This window comes from Serratia myotis, assembly GCF_027474885.1.
GTDB lineage: Bacteria > Pseudomonadota > Gammaproteobacteria > Enterobacterales > Enterobacteriaceae > Serratia > Serratia proteamaculans.
Genome location: NZ_CP099707.1, coordinates 1,348,792 through 1,370,349, shown reverse-complemented (window position 1 = coordinate 1,370,349; position 21,558 = coordinate 1,348,792). Strand labels below are relative to the sequence as shown.

The 21,558-nt window shown below is 55.3% G+C and carries 19 protein-coding genes, 5 tRNA genes and 2 other RNA genes; 12 read left to right on the top strand and 14 right to left on the bottom strand.

From position 1 onward, the window contains the following. Positions 1-126 precede the first annotated feature (126 nt). Complete coding sequence (locus NHG65_RS06425; protein WP_085115649.1) at positions 127-270, bottom strand: AcrZ family multidrug efflux pump-associated protein; 144 nt, start codon at positions 268-270, stop codon at positions 127-129. A 190-nt stretch (positions 271-460) separates the two neighbouring features. Here NHG65_RS06425 and modE point away from each other — a divergent pair, with 190 nt between their 5' ends. The 9 genes from modE (at position 461) to gpmA (ending at position 9,494) form a co-directional block, all read left to right on the top strand. Then, positions 461-1,252: a molybdenum-dependent transcriptional regulator gene (modE, locus tag NHG65_RS06420; RefSeq protein WP_099065154.1), complete on the top strand. Its 792-nt coding sequence runs from the start codon at positions 461-463 to the stop codon at positions 1,250-1,252. 90 nt (positions 1,253-1,342) lie between these two features. Next, complete coding sequence (gene modF / locus NHG65_RS06415) at positions 1,343-2,815, top strand: molybdate ABC transporter ATP-binding protein ModF (protein WP_207976035.1); 1,473 nt, start codon at positions 1,343-1,345, stop codon at positions 2,813-2,815. Between the two features lie 130 nt (positions 2,816-2,945). Beyond that, positions 2,946-3,518: a cysteine hydrolase family protein gene (locus NHG65_RS06410; RefSeq protein ID WP_207976037.1), complete on the top strand. Its 573-nt coding sequence runs from the start codon at positions 2,946-2,948 to the stop codon at positions 3,516-3,518. A gap of 136 nt (positions 3,519-3,654) precedes the next feature. Then, positions 3,655-4,473 carry a CPBP family intramembrane glutamic endopeptidase gene (locus NHG65_RS06405; RefSeq protein ID WP_207976040.1) on the top strand — a complete coding sequence of 273 codons (819 nt, stop codon included), beginning with the start codon at positions 3,655-3,657 and terminating at the stop codon, positions 4,471-4,473. Between the two features lie 281 nt (positions 4,474-4,754). Then, the gene (galT, locus tag NHG65_RS06400) at positions 4,755-5,807 is read left to right on the top strand and encodes a galactose-1-phosphate uridylyltransferase (protein WP_207976042.1); all 1,053 of its coding nucleotides are present in this window, start codon (positions 4,755-4,757) and stop codon (positions 5,805-5,807) included. Further along, positions 5,804-6,955: a galactokinase gene (gene galK, locus NHG65_RS06395; protein ID WP_499183057.1), complete on the top strand. Its 1,152-nt coding sequence runs from the start codon at positions 5,804-5,806 to the stop codon at positions 6,953-6,955. The genes galT and galK overlap by 4 nt, the downstream gene beginning before the upstream one ends. Beyond that, on the top strand, positions 6,949-7,992 hold the full coding sequence (gene galM, locus NHG65_RS06390; RefSeq protein ID WP_283602739.1) for a galactose-1-epimerase: 1,044 nt from the start codon (positions 6,949-6,951) through the stop codon (positions 7,990-7,992). The genes galK and galM overlap by 7 nt, the downstream gene beginning before the upstream one ends. 196 nt (positions 7,993-8,188) lie before the next feature. Further along, positions 8,189-8,527, top strand: a complete 339-nt coding sequence (locus NHG65_RS06385; RefSeq protein ID WP_085115641.1) for a PsiF family protein — start codon at positions 8,189-8,191, stop codon at positions 8,525-8,527. A gap of 214 nt (positions 8,528-8,741) precedes the next feature. Next, on the top strand, positions 8,742-9,494 hold the full coding sequence (gpmA, locus tag NHG65_RS06380; RefSeq protein WP_085115640.1) for a 2,3-diphosphoglycerate-dependent phosphoglycerate mutase: 753 nt from the start codon (positions 8,742-8,744) through the stop codon (positions 9,492-9,494). A 196-nt stretch (positions 9,495-9,690) separates the two neighbouring features. Here the strand turns inward: gpmA and aroG are convergent, their stop codons facing one another. Then, positions 9,691-10,743 (bottom strand): 3-deoxy-7-phosphoheptulonate synthase AroG, encoded by a 1,053-nt coding sequence (gene aroG / locus NHG65_RS06375; RefSeq protein WP_207976045.1) that lies wholly within the window; start codon positions 10,741-10,743, stop codon positions 9,691-9,693. Positions 10,744-10,948: 205 nt separating this feature from the next. Between aroG and NHG65_RS06370 the strand changes: the two genes are divergently transcribed. The 3 genes from NHG65_RS06370 to zitB are packed head-to-tail and all read left to right on the top strand — an operon-like array spanning position 10,949 to position 15,713. Further along, positions 10,949-11,554 (top strand): response regulator, encoded by a 606-nt coding sequence (locus NHG65_RS06370; RefSeq protein ID WP_499183056.1) that lies wholly within the window; start codon positions 10,949-10,951, stop codon positions 11,552-11,554. Continuing rightward, on the top strand, positions 11,551-14,763 hold the full coding sequence (locus NHG65_RS06365; RefSeq protein ID WP_499183055.1) for an ATP-binding protein: 3,213 nt from the start codon (positions 11,551-11,553) through the stop codon (positions 14,761-14,763). Before NHG65_RS06370 ends, NHG65_RS06365 begins: the two co-directional genes overlap by 4 nt. After that, the gene (zitB, locus tag NHG65_RS06360; protein ID WP_499183054.1) at positions 14,763-15,713 is read left to right on the top strand and encodes a CDF family zinc transporter ZitB; all 951 of its coding nucleotides are present in this window, start codon (positions 14,763-14,765) and stop codon (positions 15,711-15,713) included. Before NHG65_RS06365 ends, zitB begins: the two co-directional genes overlap by 1 nt. A gap of 37 nt (positions 15,714-15,750) precedes the next feature. Here zitB and pnuC read toward each other — a convergent pair whose 3' ends face one another. The 12 genes from pnuC to tolB all read right to left on the bottom strand — a co-directional run bounded on the left by pnuC (position 15,751) and on the right by tolB (position 21,464). Further along, entirely contained in the window at positions 15,751-16,476 is a 726-nt protein-coding gene (gene pnuC / locus NHG65_RS06355) for a nicotinamide riboside transporter PnuC (RefSeq protein WP_085115634.1), read from the bottom strand. 21 nt (positions 16,477-16,497) lie between these two features. Next, entirely contained in the window at positions 16,498-17,559 is a 1,062-nt protein-coding gene (gene nadA / locus NHG65_RS06350; RefSeq protein WP_099065146.1) for a quinolinate synthase NadA, read from the bottom strand. Positions 17,560-17,775: 216 nt separating this feature from the next. Beyond that, a non-coding RNA gene (locus tag NHG65_RS06345) (RtT sRNA) lies at positions 17,776-17,900 on the bottom strand. A gap of 44 nt (positions 17,901-17,944) precedes the next feature. Beyond that, a tRNA-Lys gene (locus NHG65_RS06340) sits at positions 17,945-18,020 on the bottom strand. Positions 18,021-18,073: 53 nt separating this feature from the next. Further along, a tRNA-Lys gene (locus NHG65_RS06335) sits at positions 18,074-18,149 on the bottom strand. Between the two features lie 70 nt (positions 18,150-18,219). Then, positions 18,220-18,295: transfer RNA gene (locus NHG65_RS06330), tRNA-Lys, on the bottom strand. Positions 18,296-18,302: 7 nt separating this feature from the next. Continuing rightward, positions 18,303-18,378, bottom strand: a tRNA-Val gene (locus NHG65_RS06325). Positions 18,379-18,410: 32 nt separating this feature from the next. Further along, positions 18,411-18,531: non-coding RNA, RtT sRNA (locus NHG65_RS06320), on the bottom strand. A gap of 15 nt (positions 18,532-18,546) precedes the next feature. Beyond that, positions 18,547-18,622 (bottom strand) — tRNA-Lys (locus tag NHG65_RS06315). 179 nt (positions 18,623-18,801) lie between these two features. After that, on the bottom strand, positions 18,802-19,602 hold the full coding sequence (gene cpoB / locus NHG65_RS06310; RefSeq protein WP_499183053.1) for a cell division protein CpoB: 801 nt from the start codon (positions 19,600-19,602) through the stop codon (positions 18,802-18,804). Positions 19,603-19,611: 9 nt separating this feature from the next. Then, positions 19,612-20,127 (bottom strand): peptidoglycan-associated lipoprotein Pal, encoded by a 516-nt coding sequence (pal, locus tag NHG65_RS06305; RefSeq protein WP_085115631.1) that lies wholly within the window; start codon positions 20,125-20,127, stop codon positions 19,612-19,614. A 44-nt stretch (positions 20,128-20,171) separates the two neighbouring features. Further along, positions 20,172-21,464 (bottom strand): Tol-Pal system beta propeller repeat protein TolB, encoded by a 1,293-nt coding sequence (tolB, locus tag NHG65_RS06300; RefSeq protein WP_099065144.1) that lies wholly within the window; start codon positions 21,462-21,464, stop codon positions 20,172-20,174. Positions 21,465-21,558: the final 94 nt, after the last annotated feature.

The window sequence follows — 21,558 nt, the reverse complement described above, 5'->3', positions numbered from 1 at the left end:
TTCTTCGTTATATAAAAAATAATATAACGTCACGCAGAAGCTTGTCATGCGGTTTATCGGCACAGTGGGAGATAACTTGAGAAACACCCGCCGAACGACACCGGCGGGTATAGAGAAGGGGTGGTACTAGGTGCGGTTCTCTTTAGAATGACCCACTTTGGAGAAGACGTTGAACACTTCCCCCAAACCGTAGATCAAACCGAGAATGATGGCCATGACGATTGGCACCATCACTACGGCGAACAGCAAACTTTCCAATAATTCCAACATGGTAGCCTCACTTAACTGCCCATTGAGCGGTAATGAACACCGCCACGTAATCTTTACTTTAAACCAAAACACTCGCTAAAACGTGGTTATTTTAGAGACTGGGTGAAATTTGTAACCGGCCAAACGTGCCATTTGGCGCTTTGCCCACAAATCAGCGACAATAAGGTTTTTGCAGCCGACAGGACGCGTTATGCAGGCCGAAATTCTTCTTACTTTAAAACTCCAGCAAAAACTGTTCGCCGATCCACGCCGCATCGCGCTGCTTAAACAGGTCCGGCACACCGGCTCCATCAGCCAGGGGGCCAAACTGGCAGGCATCAGCTATAAAAGCGCCTGGGATGCAATTAACGAAATGAACCAGTTGGCGGAGCAAACGGTGGTGGAACGCGCCACCGGTGGCAAAGGCGGTGGCGGTGCTCAGGTGACCCACTACGGTGAGCGGCTGATCCAGCTTTACGATCTGCTGGGGCAAATCCAGCAAAAAGCCTTCGACGTGTTGCAACAGGACAACCTGCCGCTCGACAGCCTGCTGGCGGCCATCTCCCGCTTTTCACTGCAAACCAGTGCCCGTAACCAGTTCTTCGGCACCGTGATCGAACGCGATCACCAGCAGGTGCAGCAACACCTGGATATTTTACTTAACGACGGCAAAACCCGCCTCAGTGCTGCTTTGACCCAACAGAGTGCCGATCGGCTGCAGCTCTCGCCCGGTAAGGAAGTGCTGGCATTGATTAAAGCGCCCTGGGTGAAGCTGAATACCGACCCGTCTTTGGCCGGAGCGGCAGATAACTCGCTGGCCGGTGTGGTGGCCAGCATCCAGCCAGGTGCCGATCACAGCGAAGTACTGATTACGCTGACCGGGGGTGAAACCCTGTGCGCCACCGTGACCAATCCGGAGTTGCAACAGCTTAAACTGCGCCCCGGCAGCGCGGTGTACGCCATGTTTAATGCCGACCGGGTGATTGTCGCCACGTTGTGTTAAACGCAACGTTACGTTGCATTTTTGCCGATTGACATCCCCCCGCAATGCGCCTATTTCTAAACAAAATAATTGCATAAAAAGGAACAGGTGATGTCGTCGTTGCACATTTCGCAAGGTTCGTTTCGCTTAAGCGATACCCGTACCCTGACGCTGGATGCGCTGGATATTCAGGCCGGCGACAGTTGGGCTTTTGTCGGCGCTAACGGCAGCGGCAAATCTGCACTGGCACGGGCACTGGCCGATGAACTGGTGCTGTTGAGCGGCGAGCGTCGCAGCGATTTCAGCCATGCAGTGCGTATCTCTTTCGAACAGTTGCAAAAACTGGTCAGCGACGAATGGCAACGCAACAATACCGACCTGCTCAGCCCCGGCGAAGAAGACACCGGTCGCACGGTAGCCGAAATTATTCAGGAAGAAGTCAGGGACCCCGCCCGCTGTGCGCAACTGGCAGAGCAATTCGGTATTACCCCGCTGCTGTCACGCCGTTTCAAATACCTTTCTACCGGCGAAACACGTAAAACCCTGCTGTGCCGGGCGCTGATGCCGCAACCCGACTTGCTGATCCTCGATGAGCCTTTTGATGGACTGGACGTCAATTCGCGCGCGCAATTGGCTGCACTGCTGAGCAACCTCTCTGGACATGGCTATACGCTGGTGCTGGTTCTCAACCGTTTTGACGAGGTACCGGACTTTATCCGTCAGGTCGGCGTGTTGGCAGACTGCACGCTGGCTAGCCAGGGAACGCGGCAGCAAGTGATGGCGGATGCGCTGGTGGCACAACTGGCGCACAGTGAAAATCTGGATGGCCTGTCATTGCCGGAAACCGAAGATCCGGCGCAAAAAACCACGCTGCCGGCAGACCAACCACTGATTATCCTGCGCGATGGGGTGGTCAGTTATAACGATCGACCGATCCTCAATCATCTCGACTGGCAGGTTAATCCCGGTGAGCACTGGCAAATTGTCGGCCCGAACGGCGCCGGTAAATCCACCCTGCTCAGCCTGATCACCGGCGATCATCCTCAGGGCTACAGTAACGATCTCACCCTGTTCGGCCGCCGCCGTGGCAGCGGGGAAACCATTTGGGATATCAAACGCCATATCGGCTACGTCAGCAGCAGCCTGCACCTGGACTACCGTGTCAGCGCCAGCGTACGCACGGTCATCCTTTCCGGCTTCTTCGACTCGATCGGCATTTATCAGGCGGTATCCGATCGCCAGCGGCAATTGGCCGACCAATGGCTGGCACTGCTGGGGCTGGGTGGCTCAAACAGCGAGGCACCGTTCCACAGCCTGTCCTGGGGCCAGCAACGGCTGGCATTGATTGCCCGCGCACTGGTCAAGCACCCGGCACTGCTGATCCTCGACGAACCGCTGCAAGGGCTGGATCCGCTCAATCGCCAACTGGTACGCCGCTTTGTCGACGTGTTGATCGGCCAGGGTGCAACCCAGTTGTTGTTTGTCTCACACCATGCGGAAGACGCCCCGCAGAGTATTACCCACCGTTTAAGCTTTGTCCCTGACGGCGACGACTACCGTTATCAGCTCGATACGCTGGTCTAAAAACGTCGCTAATCCCGCGGATGGGTGGTCCCGCCACTCATCCGATGACATATCCGGCAACACTTCCTCGGTAACACATCACATTTGGCCTTTTATCATAAGGGGTAAAGGATTCGTTTCTGGAGACACTATGTCCGCCGCACTGATTATTATCGATCTTATTGACGATTTGATTGGCCCCAAAGGGCGTGCAAACCATTGCCGTGAACAGGTGATAGCGCAAAATCTGATTGCCAACACCAATGCCGCTGCGGCTTACGCCCGGGTACGCAAAATCCCGGTGATTTGGGTACGCGTAGGTTTTGCCGACGACTACCACGATATTCCCGCCCACTCTCCACTGTTCAACCACCTGAAACAGATTGGCGCGCTGCGTTTAAGCAGCCCCGGCTGCCAATGGGATAAGGATTTGCAGGTCTTACCGGCGGATTTTCAGTTCGAAAAAAACGGGGTTTGTGCTTTTGCCGGTAACAATTTGTTAGCCTGGCTGCAGCAGCATCGTTGCCACCATTTGTTGCTGGGTGGCGTCAGCACCCCGCTGGCGATTGAGAGCACTGCCAGACAGGCGCACGACGCCGGTTTCCAGGTCACGGTATTACAGGATCTGTGCGCCGCACCAACCCTGGAGATGCACCAGCAGAGTCTGGATATTCTGCAGAATCTGGCGGAAATCACTCGTTCATCGGCCTGGATGAAAGGTTAATGGCACCATTTACGCCACTGCCCCGACCTTTGCTGTAACTTCACTGTGTTACTATCCGAATTAGCGCTCAATTCCGCCATGATCACACGCCGTAAAGGCACTGAGCGCCGTGTACATATTTTAAAGGGACAGAGTTATGTGGGGCGTACTGGCTACGGCGTTATTCTTTTTGCCATTTAACCGGCTTATTGCCTGGTTGATTTTGGCTGCATCGGCAGGAATGGGGATGTACCACGGAGTACTGACTCCGCTCAGCCTGGCGTGTTTATTGGCTATTGCCGCCCTCGCGGGGCTGCGGCACCATTTTCGTACGCGGCGCAACCTGGCGGTTCCACTCGAAGTGCTGGTGGTCGCAAGCTGTGTGGCGCTATTCCTGCATTGGGTGCCAGGCTTCCATAACCAACTGATGATTGACGGTGATAAAGCCGGCCCATTAAGTGCGCCGTTTACCATGTATTACAACTTCGATAAGGCGCTGGTGCCCTTCCTGCTGTTTGCCTGTTTACCTACGTTGTTTGCGGCACAAACCGGTAAAAGTACTAATAAATTCGGTTGGATCGCGCTGATTATCAGCGTCCCGGCCTTGCTGTTACTGGCGGTGGCACTCGGCGGCCTGAAGATAGAACTGCATGCGCCAGTCTGGATCCTGGCGTTTATCATGGCCAACCTGTTCTTTGTCTGTATGGCCGAAGAAGCCTTGTTCCGGGGTTATCTGCAGCAACGTCTCAGCCAATGGCTGGGCGCCTGGCCGGCATTGATTATCGCCGCGCTGATCTTTGGTGCTGCGCACCTGGCCGGCGGTATGCTGATGGTGGCTTTCGCCACGCTAGCCGGGGTGATTTACGGTCTGGCGTGGATGTGGAGCGGCCGTCTTTGGGTGCCCATCCTGTTCCATTTCGGGCTTAATCTGACCCATCTGCTGCTGTTTACCTACCCGCTGTACCAACACCCCTGATCTTCTGAGCCGGCAGATAATTATCTGCCGGCTTGTTAGTGAAAGCGCTATCACTTCCCCCTGAGAGTTACTTCCCTCCCTTTCTGCTCCTGCTGTATTGACGGTTCTCCTGCTGGTGTCATGTTGTGTAAACGATTCCATTCTTCGCTCTGGATCACCTTTTTACTCTGGAGGGCATGCTATATTTTTGGCCATAGTTATCCATTTATATGAGTCAAAGGCAGGTTGGCGGCAAGTGAAAGCGATTACACAGCCGTATCGCCTCAGAAAAAGGAACCGTCATGACGGATTTTAATCCCATCGATCATCCCCATCGCCGCTTTAACCCGCTAACCGGCCAATGGGTATTGGTATCACCACACCGCGCCAAACGACCGTGGCAAGGCCAGCAGGAATCCGCACAGCCTGAAACGCTGCCGCAGCATGATCCGGACTGCTTCCTCTGCCCGGGGAATACCCGCGTCACCGGTGATAAAAACCCGGACTATCAGAATACCTTTGTGTTCACCAATGACTTTGCCGCGCTGATGACGGACACCCCGCTGGCGCCAGAAAGCCAGGATCCATTAATGCGCTGCCAGAGTGCGCGCGGTACCAGCCGGGTGATTTGCTTCTCCCCCGATCACAGCAAAACCCTGCCGGAGCTAACGTTGCCGGCACTGGAAAGCGTGATTGCCGCCTGGCAGGAACAGACTGCCGATCTGGGACGCAGCTATCCGTGGGTTCAGGTATTTGAAAATAAAGGCGCGGCGATGGGCTGCTCCAACCCGCATCCGCACGGACAGGTTTGGGCCAACAGTTTTCTGCCGAACGAAGTTGAGCATGAGGATCGCCTGCAGCGCGAATATTTCCAGCAGCACTCATCCTCGATGCTGCTGGACTACGTGCAGCGCGAACTGGCCGACGGCAGTCGCACCGTCGTTGAAACCGAGCACTGGCTGGCGGTAGTGCCATACTGGGCCGCCTGGCCGTTTGAAACACTGTTGCTGCCGAAAACTGCGGTGCAACGCATTACCGATCTTGGCACCGCACAGAGCAGCGATTTGGCCCTGGCGCTGAAAAAGCTCACCAGCCGTTACGACAACCTGTTCCAATGTTCCTTCCCCTACTCCATGGGTTGGCACGGCGCGCCGTTCAATGAGACGGATAACCGCCACTGGCAGTTGCATGCCCATTTCTATCCACCACTGCTGCGTTCCGCCACGGTGCGTAAATTTATGGTGGGTTATGAGTTGCTGGCGGAAACCCAGCGTGACCTGACTGCAGAACAGGCCGCAGAACGTCTGCGTGCCGTTAGCGATGTTCATTACCGTGAAGCCGGAGCCAAAAAATGAGTTTGAAAAACCTTACCCACACCCTTTTTACCGAACGTTTTGGCTACGCGCCCGCACTGACTATTCAGGCCCCGGGCCGGGTGAATTTGATTGGCGAACACACCGACTATAACGACGGTTTTGTGCTGCCATGCGCCATTGACTACCAGACGGTGATCGCCTGCGCCAAACGCGACGATCGTCAGATCCGGGTGATCGCCGCCGATTACCAAGAGCAACAGGATCAATTCTCGCTCGACAGCCCGATCGTCAGCCACCCGAACCAACGTTGGTCCGATTATGTACGCGGCGTGATCAAACATCTGCAGCAGCGTAACGCCGATTTTGGCGGCGCGGATCTGGTGATTTCCGGCAACGTGCCGCAGGGTGCCGGCCTCAGTTCTTCCGCCTCACTGGAGGTTGCTGTGGGTCAGGCCATGCAGGCGCTGTATGCCCTGCCGCTGGATGGCGTATCACTGGCGTTGAACGGCCAGGAAGCAGAGAACCAGTTCGTCGGCTGCAACTGCGGGATCATGGATCAACTGATTTCCGCCCTCGGTGAACGCGACCATGCCTTGCTGATCGATTGTCGCTCACTGGAGACCCGGGCGGTGTCGGTGCCGGAAGATATTGCCGTGGTGATCATCAATTCCAACGTGAAACGCGGGTTGGTGGACAGCGAATACAACACCCGCCGCAAGCAGTGTGAAGAGGCCGCGCGCTTCTTCGGCGTCAAGGCGCTACGCGACGTCAGCCCGGATCTGTTTTTCCCGATCCAGCATGAATTGGATCCGATCGTCGCCAAACGAGCGCGTCATGTGATCAGTGAAAACGATCGAACCCTGGCCGCTGCCGATGCGCTGGCCGCCGGTGATATGAAACTGATGGGTAAATTGATGGCAGAGTCACACGCCTCAATGCGCGATGATTTTGAAATTACCGTGCCACCGATTGACCGACTGGTAGACATTGTCAAAACCGTTATCGGCGATCGCGGCGGTGTACGCATGACCGGCGGTGGCTTCGGCGGCTGTATTGTTGCCCTGATGCCGCTGGCGCTGGTGGAGCCGGTTCGCGAAGCCGTTGCACGCGAATACCCATTACAGACCAACGGGTTGAAAGAAACCTTCTACGTCTGTAAAGCTTCAGAGGGGGCCGGGATATGCTGAACGACAGCCCGGCGCTGGCCCCGGACGGGCAGCCCTATCAGTTAACCCAGCTTAAAAACGCCGGTGGAATGACGGTAACGCTGATGGATTGGGGCGCGACCTGGCTTTCCGCCGTGCTGCCGCTGAAATCAGGAAAAACCCGTGAGCTACTGCTGGGCTGCCAAACACCGGCGGACTACTTGCAGCAGGCGGCCTATCTGGGTGCTACCGTTGGCCGCTATGCCAACCGTATTGCTCACGCCAGCCTGTTGATGGATGGCAAACCGCATCCACTGGTAGCTAATCAGGGGGAGCATCAGTTGCACGGCGGGCCGGAAGGCTTCAACACCCGTCGCTGGCAGATTATTCAGCAGGACGAACAGCAGGTGAGCTACGCGCTGCATTCACCAGACGGCGACCAGGGGTTTCCCGGTAACCTCGACGTGCAGGTCAACTATCGGCTCACCGCCGATAATCGTCTGGAAATCAGTTATCAGGCGCAGACCGACAGTGCCTGTCCGGTCAATTTGACCAACCATGCCTACTTCAATCTGGACGGTGCGGGCACCGATGCCCGACTCCAGCGGCTGCAACTGTTTGCCGACCGCTATCTGCCGGTCGACAGCGAGGGGATCCCCAGTGCGGATCTTACCCCAGTGGAAGGCAGCGGCATGGACTTTCGTCGCCCGAAAACCCTGTTGCAGGATTTTTTGAGCGATCGCTGCCAACAACGGGTAAAAGGTTACGATCATGCCTTTCTGCTGCACCGCACCTGCGGCGCACTGGATTGCCCGGCGGCCCACCTGTGGTCGGCCGATGGTCAGGTGCAAATGAGCGTATTCACCAGCGCACCGGCGTTGCAGCTCTACAGCGGCAATTATCTGGGCGGCACTCCGGCGCGTGACGGCGGCAACTATGCCAATTACGCCGGGGTGGCGCTGGAAAGCGAGTTTTTGCCCGACAGCCCTAACCACCCGGAATGGCCGCAGCCCAACTGTTGGTTGCAGCCGGGGCAGCACTATCTCAGTGCCACGCATTATCAGTTTTATCCTATCTGACCCGCCACGCCCCTTGCCATGCGGCAGGGGGCCGTTTGTTATAAATGCTTACCTTTTTACCCCTCTGCCCCGCAGGCCGCTGCCTTTCCTTATTCCAAAGCGGGCACTAGAATCAGGCTACGGTGATAAGCACAACACCTTGTGCAAAGTCACAATTTTCGGCCACCCCGGCCGGTCAATAGCTGAAGGAACACCTATGCGTCTGATTACTGCACTTCCATTACTGGCGGGTTTACTGCTGAGCACCAACCTGATGGCTGCCGAAACTGCAGCAAAAACACCGTCACCGGCGCAGGCTGCACAGCAGAAACGCATGACCGATTGTAATCAACAGGCCTCCAGCAAAACGCTGAAGGGCGCGGATCGCTCCACCTTTATGAGCACCTGCCTGAAATCCGAAGGGACCACCGCGACGAAAACCCTGACCCCGCAGCAGCAAAAAATGAAAACCTGTAACGCCGACGCCAAGACCAAAAGCCTGACGGGCGACGCACGTAAAACCTTTATGAGCAATTGCCTGAAAAAATCAGCCTGATTATCCTCATTCGGCGGCACGGCTGGATCCCCTTTCACCGTGCCGCACTCCCTGCCTGCGCCCGCCTGATCGATTCAGCTTTTCCTCAGTTCAGCACTTACTTTGCGGCAAGAAATTGGCTATGGTTAAACACTATCGATTGCCGAGCCACCGGCCGCGGCAATATAATGATTTTCGTTATCATTGAAATGTCAGATTATTAAGGAGTTAAGCTATGGCTGTAACTAAGCTGGTTCTGGTGCGTCACGGCGAAAGCCAGTGGAACAACGAAAACCGCTTCACCGGTTGGTATGATGTTGATTTGTCCGATAAAGGCCGCACCGAAGCGAAAGCTGCAGGCGAACTGTTGAAAAACGAAGGTTTCGCTTTTGACTTTGCTTACACTTCCGTACTCAAGCGCGCTATCCACACCCTGTGGAACATTCTGGACGAACTGGATCAGGCCTGGCTGCCGACTGAAAAATCCTGGAAGCTGAACGAACGTCATTACGGCGCGTTGCAGGGTCTGAACAAAGCTGAAACCGCAGAAAAATACGGTGATGAGCAGGTTAAGCAATGGCGTCGCGGCTTTGCCGTCACTCCACCAGAGCTGACCAAAGATGACGAGCGTTACCCGGGCCACGACCCGCGTTACTCCGCGCTGACCGAGCAAGAGCTGCCGCTGACCGAAAGCCTGGCGCTGACCATCGATCGCGTGATCCCTTACTGGGACGAAGAAATCCTGCCACGTATCAAAAGCGGCGAGCGCGTTATCGTTGCTGCACACGGCAACTCCCTGCGTGCGCTGGTGAAATACCTGGATAACCTGAGCGAAGATGAGATCCTCGAACTGAACATCCCAACTGGCGTGCCGTTGGTGTATGAGTTTGACGAGAACTTCAAACCTATCAAACGTTACTATCTGGGCAATGCCGACGAGATCGCTGCTAAAGCGGCCGCCGTAGCAAACCAGGGTAAAGCGAAGTAATTTTCGCCCGTTGATCTAAAAAGCCCCCGGTTTTGGCCGGGGGCTTTTTTTTATGGCGCTGACCCATTTTATACCCTATGGCTTTCAAGTTGCAGCTAGGCGACCAACTCGCTCATCCCCAGGCGCTTACTTGAGTAAGTAACTGGGGTGAGCGAGTGCAGGTAACAACGCTGCGGCTTGAAAGACGACGGGGATATCAGGCGCGGCGCGCTTTCACTGCTACTGCCAGTTCCCGCAGCACGGTTTCGGTGTCTGCCCAACCAATGCAGGCGTCGGTGACGCTCTTGCCGTAAACCAGCGGTTCGCCGCTTTCCAGATTCTGGTTGCCTTCCTCCAGATGGCTTTCGATCATCACGCCCATAATCGCCTTATCACCGCCGGCAATCTGTTGGCAGACATCGGCGTTCACTTCCAGCTGCTTCTTGAACTGCTTGCTGCTGTTGGCGTGGCTGAAATCGATCATCACCTGTGCAGGCAGACCCGCTTTGACCAGGCCTTCTTTGACTTCTTTCACATGTGCTGCGCTGTAGTTCGGCTCTTTGCCGCCACGCAGAATAATGTGACAGTCGCCGTTACCGCTGGTGTTAACGATCGCTGAATGCCCCCATTTGGTCACCGACAGGAAACAGTGCGGCGCGCTGGCGGCGTTGATGGCGTCAATCGCCACCTTGATGGTGCCGTCAGTGCCGTTCTTGAAACCGACCGGGCAAGACAGGCCGGAAGACAGTTCGCGGTGCACCTGAGATTCCGTGGTGCGTGCGCCGATCGCGCCCCAGCTCATCAGATCTGCCAGATACTGCGGGGTGATCATGTCGAGGAATTCGCCGGCAGCCGGCAGGCCGGAATCGTTGATATCCAGCAACAGCTTACGTGCCAGACGCAGACCGTCGTTGATCTGGAAGCTGTTATCCATCTGCGGATCGTTAATCAGGCCTTTCCAGCCCACGGTAGTACGCGGTTTTTCAAAATAAACCCGCATCACCACTTCCAGCTCGCCGCTCAGCTCCTGGCGCAGCGCCAGCAGACGGCCGGCGTACTCTTTGGCGGCTTTGGTGTCGTGGATCGAGCAAGGACCGATCACCACCAGCAGGCGATCGTCACTGCCGCGAAGGATCTGATGAATAGCATTGCGTGCCTGTGACACCGTCTCTGCTGCACGTTCAGTGGCCGGAAACTTTTCTAACAGGGCCACCGGTGGCAGGAGTTCCTTAATTTCTTTAATGCGTAAATCGTCATTTAGGTAATTCATCACTTTTCCATTCGGTATCGAGAGGCGGTATTTCGCAGAGCGTAGATCCCTCCAATTTAGCCTGTGAGGGTAACGCTGTAAATCACCTTTGCCGCCTGCAGAATGAACGCCCAAATTAACAGTAGATTGTGCTGTTTCATCGGGAGAGCGCAGTGGCTCCTTTTTGGTTATGCTAACGGCCAGGATCCGTAACTCGAGCCAAGCCATGCCCTCATTGTTATTAGTTGATGACCACCCGGTGGTTCATGTCGCACTGGAAGCGGCGCTAATCAAATCTTCCCGCCCCTACCACCTGCAGGCGGTGCAGGATGACATACAAGCACTGGCTCAGCTGGCCGCCGCCGACTTTGCACTGGTTATCCTCGATATCGGCCTGCCACAGGTAGATGGCCTGCAGCTGCTGAAAAAAATTCGCCGTTACTACCCGCAACAACCGATCCTGATTTATACCGCCCAGGAAGAAGAGATTTATGCCCGTATGGCCTATGTGGCCGGGGCCAACGGCTTTGTGCACAAGGGCAGCCGACTGGAACAGCTGGTGCTGGCAATTGAAACCGTGCTGGGTGGTGAGTTGAGCTTCCCTGCCGCCGCGATGGCGGAAGAAACCCAGCCGGCAGAAGGCTCGCTGCTGACGCCAAAAGAACTGCAGGTTCTCGGCCTGCTCAGTAAAGGGCTTTCCAACCTGCAAATCGCCGAGATGCTGAGCATCAGTAACAAAACCGTCAGCACCCATAAAAAGAATATCTTGCGCAAGACCGGTGCCAGCAACCTGCTGGAGCTGGTGGAGGTATTTAAAGAGCTGACGCCATGATGCGTGGCGCGCTGCTGCTGTTAGCCCTGCTGCTTAGCCTCGGCAACATAGCGCAGGCGGCGCAGCCGGTACGCTATCAGTTGGTCAGCAACCTGAATATCCCGCTCGATATGCTGATCGCCAGTGAGAAAAACCCCTGGCGCGATACCACCTTGCGTGTCGGCATCATCAGTGAGAATACCAGCCCCTATAACATCATCGTGGATGACGATCTGTACGGCTTGAACGCCGACTACCTCGGCTATGTCCAGCAGGTTACCGGCATTCACTTTCAGATTTACGGCTTTGCCGATCTGGCCCAGCTTGAGCAGGCACTGCATGACGGGACTATCGATCTGGTGTACGGCATTCCGCAAAATGAAGCGCTGCACAGTCTGAAGATTTCTCAGCCTTACTACGTCAGTAATCTTCGCGTGCTGCGGGATCGCAGTAATGACCGCCAGGTGATGCTCAATTCCACCAACGCACGGGTGGCGATCAGTACCCTGACCGATATGCAGGCCGGAAACGCGCTGAAAGCGGTGTCCTCTCACGTGCAGCGTTATGACAATAACCTGCAGGCGGTGTACGCCTTGCTGAACGGCAGCAGCGACTACTTTATTGCCGACGAAGCCAGCGCCAGCTTTATTATTGACCAGTTACAGCTCGGCCAGCTTTATCAGATTGAAAGTAGCGTCAACCTCGGGAACCTGTCGTTCGTGTTTGCTTCCGCCAACCCGACGCTGATCGACACCCTCAACCTGGCCATCGCCGATACGCCGATGGAATTTATGAACGCCATTCAGAGCCGCTGGAGTAAAAAGATCCCCAGCTATCTCGATACCGGCAACGCCGATCTGACCCAGATGGAAAAAAACTGGGTGGCGACCCATCCCACCGTTTATTACGCCGCCATCGAGAATAATTTCCCGTTCGCCTATCGTGGTTCCGGCGGGCAGGCGCGCGGTTACGCGATCGACATTCTGAATATCATCGCGCAGAACACCGGATTGCGCTTTATGCCGCTTTGGGCGCGCAACGCCGAGCAGGCCGACCAACTGGTGCAATCCGGCCAGGCCAGCTTCCGGACCGCCCTGCCGTTGGCACGCGGCGTTAAGGCACGCTACAGCGCCAGCATGCCGATCCACCGTTCGTTGTGGGGGGTTTATGTGGGCCAGCAGGCCAACGGCATTTCCACCTGGAGCGATTTGGCCGGTAAGCGCATCGGCGTACTGCAGGGTGATTTGGCGCAGGAGTTGGTTCCCCCCAGCGAAGACTTGATCCGTTTTGCTGACAGCAAGAGCATGTATGACGCCCTGGCCAACGGCCAGTTGGATGCCTTGGTGGATAACGTGATCTCGGCAAATTTTGTCGCCCTGTCACGTTATTCCGGTGCGATAAAGCTGGCGTTCGCTGCCAACAATATCGCCTACCCGGTAGCATTCGGCGTACGGCAGGATCAGCCGTTGTTGTTGGCTATTCTCGATAAAAATCTGATGCAGATCCCGTCCGAAACGCTGCAGTCGTTGCGTGATGAATGGATTGTCGATCGCAGCAACCTGATTGATGCAGTGAATGAAAACCGCATGCAGCCGCAAACCACCTGGCTGCTGGCACTGTTGGCGGCGGCGATCCTGCTGCTGCTGGGGCTGACCCTGCGGCGCTTTATCCTGCAGCGCCGGGAAAAGCGTGAGCGCGAAGTGATCGAACAGGCTCGTCAGCATGCCGAAGCCGAAAATCGGATGAAGAGCAAATTTCTGGCCACTGTCAGCCATGAACTGCGGACGCCGATGCACGCGATCCTCGGTTTGCTGGAACTGGAGCTCAAACGCCAGCCGACGCCTGAGGGACTGCCGGTGATTTACAGCTCGGCGTCGTCATTGCTCAACCTGCTTAATGATTTGCAAGATCACGCGCGGCTGGCAACCGGTTCACTGACGCTGGTGCCCAAGTCTGTAGCACTGCAGCCCTGGATAGCCCATATCTGCGCCCTGTATCAACCGCTGATCGGCGAACGTCCGGTGACACTAAACGTCAGTGCAGCCGACAACCTGCCCGCCGCAGTCCTCATTGATGGTGAGCGTTTACTTCAGGTGGCTAACAACCTGATAAACAATGCAATTAAATTCACACCGCGCGGTACTATTCAGGTAAATATCGGCTGGCGCGAGCAGGCTCCACCACTGGGGGAACTGTGGCTGACGGTGGCCGACAGTGGCTGTGGCATCGCGGCAGATGAGATCGGTAAACTGTTCCAGCCGTTCTACCGCGCACGCGGCGCACAGCGCGTATCCGTGCAGGGTACCGGGCTGGGGCTGTCTATCTGTAAAGAGATTATCGAACAGATGGGCGGCCACATTGAGTTGCACTCGCAACCCAGCCAGGGTACCGAGGTGACAGTGTCCGTGCCGGTAACCCAGGTCGCGGTCGATCCCACGACTCAGCAGGCCGACATGCCACTCATTCTGCCGCCGTCCACCCTGCGCGTGGCGCTGCTCGACGATCACCCCACCAACCTGCTGTTGATGGAGCGGCAACTGCGGCACTTCGGCCTGCAGCCGAGGTTATTCGAACAGGGTTATCCGCTGTTGAAGGCCCACCGTCGGCAGCCGTTTGACCTGCTGTTTATCGATTACAATATGCCACGCCCGGACGGCCTGACACTGGCGAGACTAATACGCCGCGACGAGCAACGTCAGCAGCGCCCGGCCTGCCAGATTATTCTCTGCTCGGCAGACGTGCAGGAATTTACCCGCATCCCGCCGGGGTTGGTGGCGATAGATCGCTTTTTAACCAAACCCATTTCACTGGCGGCCATCGCTCAGGCACTACCGCAGCAACCACAGGGGATGGAGCAACAGTTAGTCCTTACTGACCTGCAGCGAACCCTGGTCGATATGGCCGGTAATGATCGAGCGATGCTCCAGCGTCTGGCAACCACGCTGCTGACGACGCTGCGACAAGACCTGCAGCGGCTTGAGCAGGCGGCACAGAACCAGGACGGGGTAACCTTGAGCCAGGCTGCCCATCGTATCAAGGGCAGCCTGCTGATGCTGCAGTTGCCGGCGGCGGCCAGCCTGTGCCAACAACTGGGGGACAACGGCCGTGAAGGAACATTGATGCAGGCCGCCTATAATGAATTGAGTGCGTTAGTGGCACAGATTCTGATAGAACTGAACGATCTGGTCAGCACTGACGAAACGTATTTTGCTATGGATAAGGATGAATAATGTCGGACGCTCCACACGTACACCAGCCAAAAGACAGTAATAGTAAACGCCTACTGACCGCTTTTTTAGTCACTGCGGTCTTTATGATCGCCGAAGTGGCCGGCGGGTTGATTTCAGGCTCGCTGGCGCTGCTGGCGGATGCCGGTCATATGCTTACCGACGCTGCCGCCCTACTGGTAGCCCTGATGGCGGTACACTTCTCGCAGCGTAAGCCCAATGCGCGTCACACCTTCGGTTATCTGCGCCTGACTACCCTGGCGGCCTTCCTCAACGCTGCGGCGCTGTTGGTGATCGTGGTATTCATCCTGTGGGAGGCAATACGGCGTTTCTTCGAGCCACAGCCGGTGATGGGTGCGCCAATGCTGATTATCGCCATAGCGGGGCTGCTGGCTAACCTGTTCGCCTTCTGGCTGCTGCACCGAGGTACCGAAGAGAAGAATATCAATGTTCGCGCTGCCGCATTGCATGTGCTGGGGGATTTACTGGGGTCGGTGGGCGCCATCGCCGCCGCCATTGTGATCCTGACCACCGGCTGGACGCCGATCGACCCGATACTGTCGGTACTGGTGTCCTGTCTGGTGATACGCAGCGCCTGGCGACTGCTGAAAGAGAGCTTCCATGAACTGCTGGAGGGTACGCCGCAGGAGGTGGACATCAATAAACTGCAAAAAGACCTGTGCCTGAATATTCTGGAAGTGCGCAATATTCATCACGTCCATGTCTGGCAGATTGGTGAACAGAAGTTGATGACATTGCATGCGCAGGTGATACCACCGAACGACCACGATGGCCTGCTGCATCGCATTCAGGCCTATCTGCTGGAACACTATCGCATTGGTCACGTGACCATCCAGATGGAGTATCAGCACTGCGATACACCCGACTGCGGGATTAACCGGGCGCCCGAGCCGAGTGACCACTCACATTCGCATGTCGGGCATCATCACTAAAATCAACCGGGGCGCCTTATTTGGCGCCCCGGCGTTATTATGGTGCGGAAGATAATGGCCGCGAGCGATTGTTGCCGGCACTTTTGATCCACAGCCAAGAGCCGTTCAACGCAATCAGCGTCAGGATCACGTATTCCAGCGCCATGGCGTAAACGCCCTGGTAGGCAAATATCGCCACGCTGATCACGTCAATCACTACCCACAACAGCCAGTTTTCCACGTACTTGCGCGTCATCAGGATCATCGCCACGATCGACAACACCATCATGGTCGAATCCCAGAATGGGAAGGCATCCGGCTGCAGTTGCGGCATTTGCACGCTCAGGCCCAGCCCCTGCATCACCGTCACCGCCGCCTGCGTCAACCAGGCAAACACGCGGTCAATGTTGAACGTCATCAGAGCAATGCCGATCACACACACCGCCGCCCAACTCAGCGCCTTCGGCAACGACAGCCAGCGAATTTTCAGCTCGGCCTGATTATCCTGAGTCTGACGGCTCCAGGCGTACCAGCCGTAAATATTGGCGACGAAGAAGAACAACTGCAGCAGCAGGCTGGCGTACAGCTGGATTTGGAAGAAAATTACCGCAAACAGCGTGACGTTAATCAGGCCGAACAGGTAATTGATAATTTTCTCTTTGCTGGCATACCAGATGCACAGCAGGCCAAACAGGGTGCCGATAGCCTCAATCCATGACAGATCGTAGCCCCCCGCTCCCAGCGGGATATGCACCAGGATATTACTGGTACTGAAAAAACTCATTTTATGATCCTTATTAAATGGTTAAGCGTTGCCTTTGACCTGCATTTTGAGCTGGGCAGCAAAATCCAACATCCGGTTCAGCGGGATCAGTGCCTTCTGGCGCAATGCAGCATCGACGTGGATCTCATGCAGTACACCGCCCTGTTCCAGCCCATCGGCGATAGCCTTCAGGCCGTTCATCGCCATCCACGGGCAGTGCGCACAGCTACGACAGGTGGCACCCTCTCCAGCGGTTGGCGCTTCGAACAGCTCTTTGTCCGGACAGGCCTGTTGCATCTTATAAAAAATCCCGCGATCGGTGGCAACAATCAGCTGCGGATTGGGCAGGGTTTTCGCCGCCTGAATCAATTGGCTGGTTGAACCTACCGCATCGGCCAGATCGACCACCGCCTGTGGTGACTCTGGGTGCACCAGTATCGCCGCGTTCGGGTATAAGGCCTTCATACGCATCAGGGCCTGGGTTTTAAACTCGTCATGGACGATACAGGCGCCCTGCCAGCACAATACGTCGGCACCGGTCTGCTTTTTCACATAATTACCCAGATGGCGATCTGGTGCCCAGATGATTTTCTCACCCAGACTGTCGAGGTGTTCGATCAGTTCAACGGCAATACTGGAGGTGACCACCCAGTCCGCTCGTGCTTTTACCGCCGCCGAGGTATTAGCGTAGACCACCACGGTGCGATCCGGGTGGCTGTCACAAAAGGCATTGAATTCTTCTTCCGGGCAGCCGAGATCCAGTGAGCACTCTGCGTTCAATGTTGGCATCAACACCCGCTTTTCCGGGCTGAGGATCTTGGCGGTTTCCCCCATAAAGCGCACGCCGGCCACCAGCAGGGTCGAGGCCGGATGGTTGCTGCCAAAGCGCGCCATCTCCAGCGAGTCCGCCACGCAGCCACCGGTCTCTTCCGCCAGTGCCTGGATTTCCGGATCGGTATAGTAGTGGGCCACCATCACCGCATTGCGCTGCTTGAGCAGGATTTTAATCTTCTCGCGATAAAACGCCTTTTGCGCATCGTCCAGTGGTACCGGTTTGGGCGGGAACGGGTACACCGCCGCATTAACATCAAACATTTCACTCATCGCTGCAATCTCTGTGCTAGGCTGGGTGTCTGCTGCCCGGGTATAACCCATCGCAACCCCTTCGTTTTATATACTAAACAAAATACCTGCATTTGTGCGAAAAGTCCGCTGATATTTTATATTTGCGCGGAAGATGTTTAATTAATTAAAAATTTGAAATGATAAAGGACAAGGAAAGGGAGAGTTCTGGGTACTAAAAGGGATAAAGGAAAGGTTAGCTCAAACGTGCGGGATTGATTCGGCCTTTGGCCTCACCCTACGGGCAACGCTGCGCGTTGTCGTATCGCTGCGCGATGCTCGAACCTGAACGCAGGATCTCACCCACACGGTTCGTGCGTTATGTGACGTTCAAGTTTGGGGGAAAGTGCTGAGGTACTCTGTAAAATGGTGGGCCGTGCGGGATTCGAACCTGCGACCAATTGATTAAAAGTCAACTGCTCTACCAACTGAGCTAACGGCCCACTGAGGGGATACTGCTGAACCGCGTAAGCAGGAGAGAAACTCACTGCAATAATGGTGGGCCGTGCGGGATTCGAACCTGCGACCAATTGATTAAAAGTCAACTGCTCTACCAACTGAGCTAACGGCCCACTGACGTGGTTTACTGCTGAACAACCAATACAAAACCGAAGCCCGTATTGAGGAAAAACAATTCTGAAATGGTGGGCCGTGCGGGATTCGAACCTGCGACCAATTGATTAAAAGTCAACTGCTCTACCAACTGAGCTAACGGCCCACAGCAGTGGTGGGTGATGACGGGCTCGAACCGCCGACCCCCTCCGTGTAAAGGAGATGCTCTACCAACTGAGCTAATCACCCACTAGTGTGGTTACTGCTACTACTTCAGAAATTGGTGGGTCGTGCGGGATTATTCGGCTTGCGCCTCACCCTTCGGGCCATCACTTCGTGATGTTGTCTCGCTTTGCGAGACTCGAACCTTTACGGTTCTCACCCTTACGATTTCACTTCATTTCTTATTTCAGGAATTGGTGGGTCGTGCGGGATTCGAACCTGCGACCAATTGATTAAAAGTCAACTGCTCTACCAACTGAGCTAACGACCCAATTTCCTTGCTGCTTTAACATCTTGCAAGATGTCTTGGCAACGGCGGCATATATTACTAATTTATCTTGGCAGCGCAACCTAAATTTATAAACAACAGGTTCAACTGCTTGTTCTTCACACGAATGAGCCCAGAAATCGGTCAAATCGACTAACTTCTGGGCTCATTTTTTTTGCTGACTAACCTGCGACTCGACTTTTCGCCTGTTTGGCCGCAGCACTGGTTGGGTATTGTTTAATCACCTGCTGGAACACGGCTTTGGCTTTATCGGCCTGCCCTTTTTCCTGCATGATGATACCCACCTTGTACATTGCGTCCGGTGCCTTAGGTGATTTTGCGTAATTCTTCACCACTACCGCATAATAGTAAGCCGCATCATCTTTCTTACCCTTGTTGTAGAACAACTGGCCGAGCCAATAGTTGGCATTAGGCTGGTAAGTCGATTTTGGGTACTGTTTTACGAAGGACTGAAAAGCGGAGATCGCTTGGTCATACTGCTTTTTTTCCAGCGCCAAAGAAACAGCGGCGTTGTAATCGCTGTTTTCATCACCCGTACTGGCCGGAGCTGCTGCTGTAGCGCCCGCAGAGGCGCTGTCAGCGCCGTCGGAGGACGCAGCCGCTGCTGCCCCACCTTTGGCACCCGCTGCAGCAGCGGAGCTCTGAGCGCCGCCCTGGCTGATGCTATCCATCTGTTGATAGATCTGCTTTTGGCGTTCAACAACCTGATTCAGTTGATATTGGCTTTCCTGGATTTGCCCACGTAGAGAGTCAATGTCACGCTGGTTGTCAGAGAGTTGTTGCTGGAGTTGGTTTAAAAGCTGGCCCTGAGCATTGCTGATGCGCTCAAGTGAGGTGACACGGTCTTCGACCGAGCCGGAGCCGACATTACTGATTGGCGCTTGGGCAGTAGCGGCCCATGGGACCGCTACGCCAACCAGTAACGACAGACTCAACAAGTGACGTCTGAAGTTACTGTTCATGCGATTCTCTTAGTAAACCAGAACTGCACGACGGTTTTTAGCATAAGCCGCTTCGTCGTGGCCCAGTACTGCTGGTTTTTCTTTACCGTAAGAAACGATAGAGATTTGGTCAGCTGAAACGCCTTTACCTTGCAGGTACATTTTCACTGAGTTAGAACGACGCTCACCCAGGGCAATGTTGTATTCCGGCGTACCGCGTTCATCCGCGTGGCCTTCTACGGTCACTTTGTAAGACGGGTTGTTACGCAGGAATGCAGCGTGCGCGTCCAGCATCTGAGCGAACTCAGAGCTCACGTCATACTTGTCCAGACCGAAGTAAACAATGTTGTTCTTCTGCAGTTCTTGCATCTGCAGACGAGCTTGTTCTTCAGAAGACAGGTTGCTGCTGCCATTTTCTGTACCAGTGCCAGCGCCAGCGCCCAGACCTGATTGGTCGTTGTTTGCGCTTTTGTTAGAACTACAAGCCGCTACAGCCAGAACTGGCAGTGCCAGCAGAAGCCCTTTCAGCACTTTGTTCAGTTGCATTTCTTTAATCCTTTTATAGTTTGCCATACATATTTACACATGCATCACAGATACGGCGACCAGGCAGGTGCTTTGACCTGTCCATCAGTTGCCGGAAGACGCGCTTTAAAACGCCCATCAGTCGATACCAGTTGCAGCACGGAGCCCATACCTTGCGTGGAGCTATAGATCACCATGGTGCCATTTGGCGCAATACTAGGCGTTTCGTCCAGGAAGGTGTTGGTCAAAACTTGAACTGCACCCGATCCGAGATCTTGTTTGGCGATATGCTGAGCACCACCGTTGGTACTCACCATCACCAGGAATTTACCATCAGAGCTGACTTCAGAATCCTGATTCTGAGAGCCTTCCCATGTCAGACGCTGTGACGCGCCGCCACTGGCACTGATTTTATAAATCTGCGGTCTGCCGCCCTGATCGGAGGTATAGGCCAGAGACTGCCCATCCGGGAACCAGGTCGGTTCGGTATTGTTGCTGCGCCCGTCGGTGAGTTGGGTGATCTGGCCAGAGCCAAGATTCATCACGTACAGGTTCAGGCTACCGCTTTTGGACAGTACAAAGGCCAGGCGGCTGCCGTCCGGTGAGAACGCCGGTGCCCCGTTGTGACGCGGGAACGAAGCGATCTGACGGATAGCACCGTTAGCCAGGGTCTGTACCACCAGCGCAGAACGGCCGCTTTCAAAGGTCACGTATGCCAGTTTGCTGCCGTCCGGCGACCAGGCCGGGGACATCAGCGGTTCTGGTGAACGGTGTACCGTAAACTGGTTGTAGCCGTCGTAATCCGCTACGCGCAGTTCGTACGGGAATTTCCCGCCGTTAGTCTGCACTACGTATGCGATACGGGTACGGAATGCGCCCTTGATACCGGTCAGCTTCTGAAACACTTCGTCACTGGCGGTGTGAGCAGAATAACGCAACCATTGTTTGGTCACTTTATACTGGTTCTGCGCCAGAACGGTACCTGGGGAACCTGAAGTGTCCACCAGTTGATAAGAGATCAGGTAACCGCCGTCTGCACCAGGTTGCACCTGACCGACCACGACCGCGTCAATGCCCAATGCAGTCCAGGCCGCCGGCGTCACTTCAGACGCGGTGGTCGGTTGCTGCGGCATGCGCGCCACGTCAATTGGGTTGAATTTGCCGCTGTTGCGCAGATCTGCGCCGACAATCTTGCCAATATCTTCCGGAGGCGTGCCTGGACCCGCCCATTTAAACGGCACCACGCCAATCGGGCGAGCGGAGTCGACCCCTTGGGTGATTTCAATGCGAACTTCCGCGTGAAGAACGGATGCCCACAGAATCAAAAAACCTAACGCAACTCGAAATGCCTGCTTCATCTCATCTCCCTTATCCAGGCGGAATGCCTGCGATAAATTAGCAGAATTTTAACAAACCAACTCAAACAAAACTACATAATCCCTGTTGGTTACC

Bases quoted from the DNA above. Each gene is read 5' to 3' on its own strand.
- NHG65_RS06425 (WP_085115649.1), bottom strand. From the start codon at position 270: ATGTTGGAATTATTGGAAAGTTTGCTGTTCGCCGTAGTGATGGTGCCA.
- modE (WP_099065154.1), top strand. From the start codon at position 461: ATGCAGGCCGAAATTCTTCTTACTTTAAAACTCCAGCAAAAACTGTTC.
- modF (WP_207976035.1), top strand. From the start codon at position 1,343: ATGTCGTCGTTGCACATTTCGCAAGGTTCGTTTCGCTTAAGCGATACC.
- NHG65_RS06410 (WP_207976037.1), top strand. From the start codon at position 2,946: ATGTCCGCCGCACTGATTATTATCGATCTTATTGACGATTTGATTGGC.
- NHG65_RS06405 (WP_207976040.1), top strand. From the start codon at position 3,655: ATGTGGGGCGTACTGGCTACGGCGTTATTCTTTTTGCCATTTAACCGG.
- galT (WP_207976042.1), top strand. From the start codon at position 4,755: ATGACGGATTTTAATCCCATCGATCATCCCCATCGCCGCTTTAACCCG.
- galK (WP_499183057.1), top strand. From the start codon at position 5,804: ATGAGTTTGAAAAACCTTACCCACACCCTTTTTACCGAACGTTTTGGC.
- galM (WP_283602739.1), top strand. From the start codon at position 6,949: ATGCTGAACGACAGCCCGGCGCTGGCCCCGGACGGGCAGCCCTATCAG.
- NHG65_RS06385 (WP_085115641.1), top strand. From the start codon at position 8,189: ATGCGTCTGATTACTGCACTTCCATTACTGGCGGGTTTACTGCTGAGC.
- gpmA (WP_085115640.1), top strand. From the start codon at position 8,742: ATGGCTGTAACTAAGCTGGTTCTGGTGCGTCACGGCGAAAGCCAGTGG.
- aroG (WP_207976045.1), bottom strand. From the start codon at position 10,743: ATGAATTACCTAAATGACGATTTACGCATTAAAGAAATTAAGGAACTC.
- NHG65_RS06370 (WP_499183056.1), top strand. From the start codon at position 10,949: ATGCCCTCATTGTTATTAGTTGATGACCACCCGGTGGTTCATGTCGCA.
- NHG65_RS06365 (WP_499183055.1), top strand. From the start codon at position 11,551: ATGATGCGTGGCGCGCTGCTGCTGTTAGCCCTGCTGCTTAGCCTCGGC.
- zitB (WP_499183054.1), top strand. From the start codon at position 14,763: ATGTCGGACGCTCCACACGTACACCAGCCAAAAGACAGTAATAGTAAA.
- pnuC (WP_085115634.1), bottom strand. From the start codon at position 16,476: ATGAGTTTTTTCAGTACCAGTAATATCCTGGTGCATATCCCGCTGGGA.
- nadA (WP_099065146.1), bottom strand. From the start codon at position 17,559: ATGAGTGAAATGTTTGATGTTAATGCGGCGGTGTACCCGTTCCCGCCC.
- cpoB (WP_499183053.1), bottom strand. From the start codon at position 19,602: ATGAACAGTAACTTCAGACGTCACTTGTTGAGTCTGTCGTTACTGGTT.
- pal (WP_085115631.1), bottom strand. From the start codon at position 20,127: ATGCAACTGAACAAAGTGCTGAAAGGGCTTCTGCTGGCACTGCCAGTT.
- tolB (WP_099065144.1), bottom strand. From the start codon at position 21,464: ATGAAGCAGGCATTTCGAGTTGCGTTAGGTTTTTTGATTCTGTGGGCA.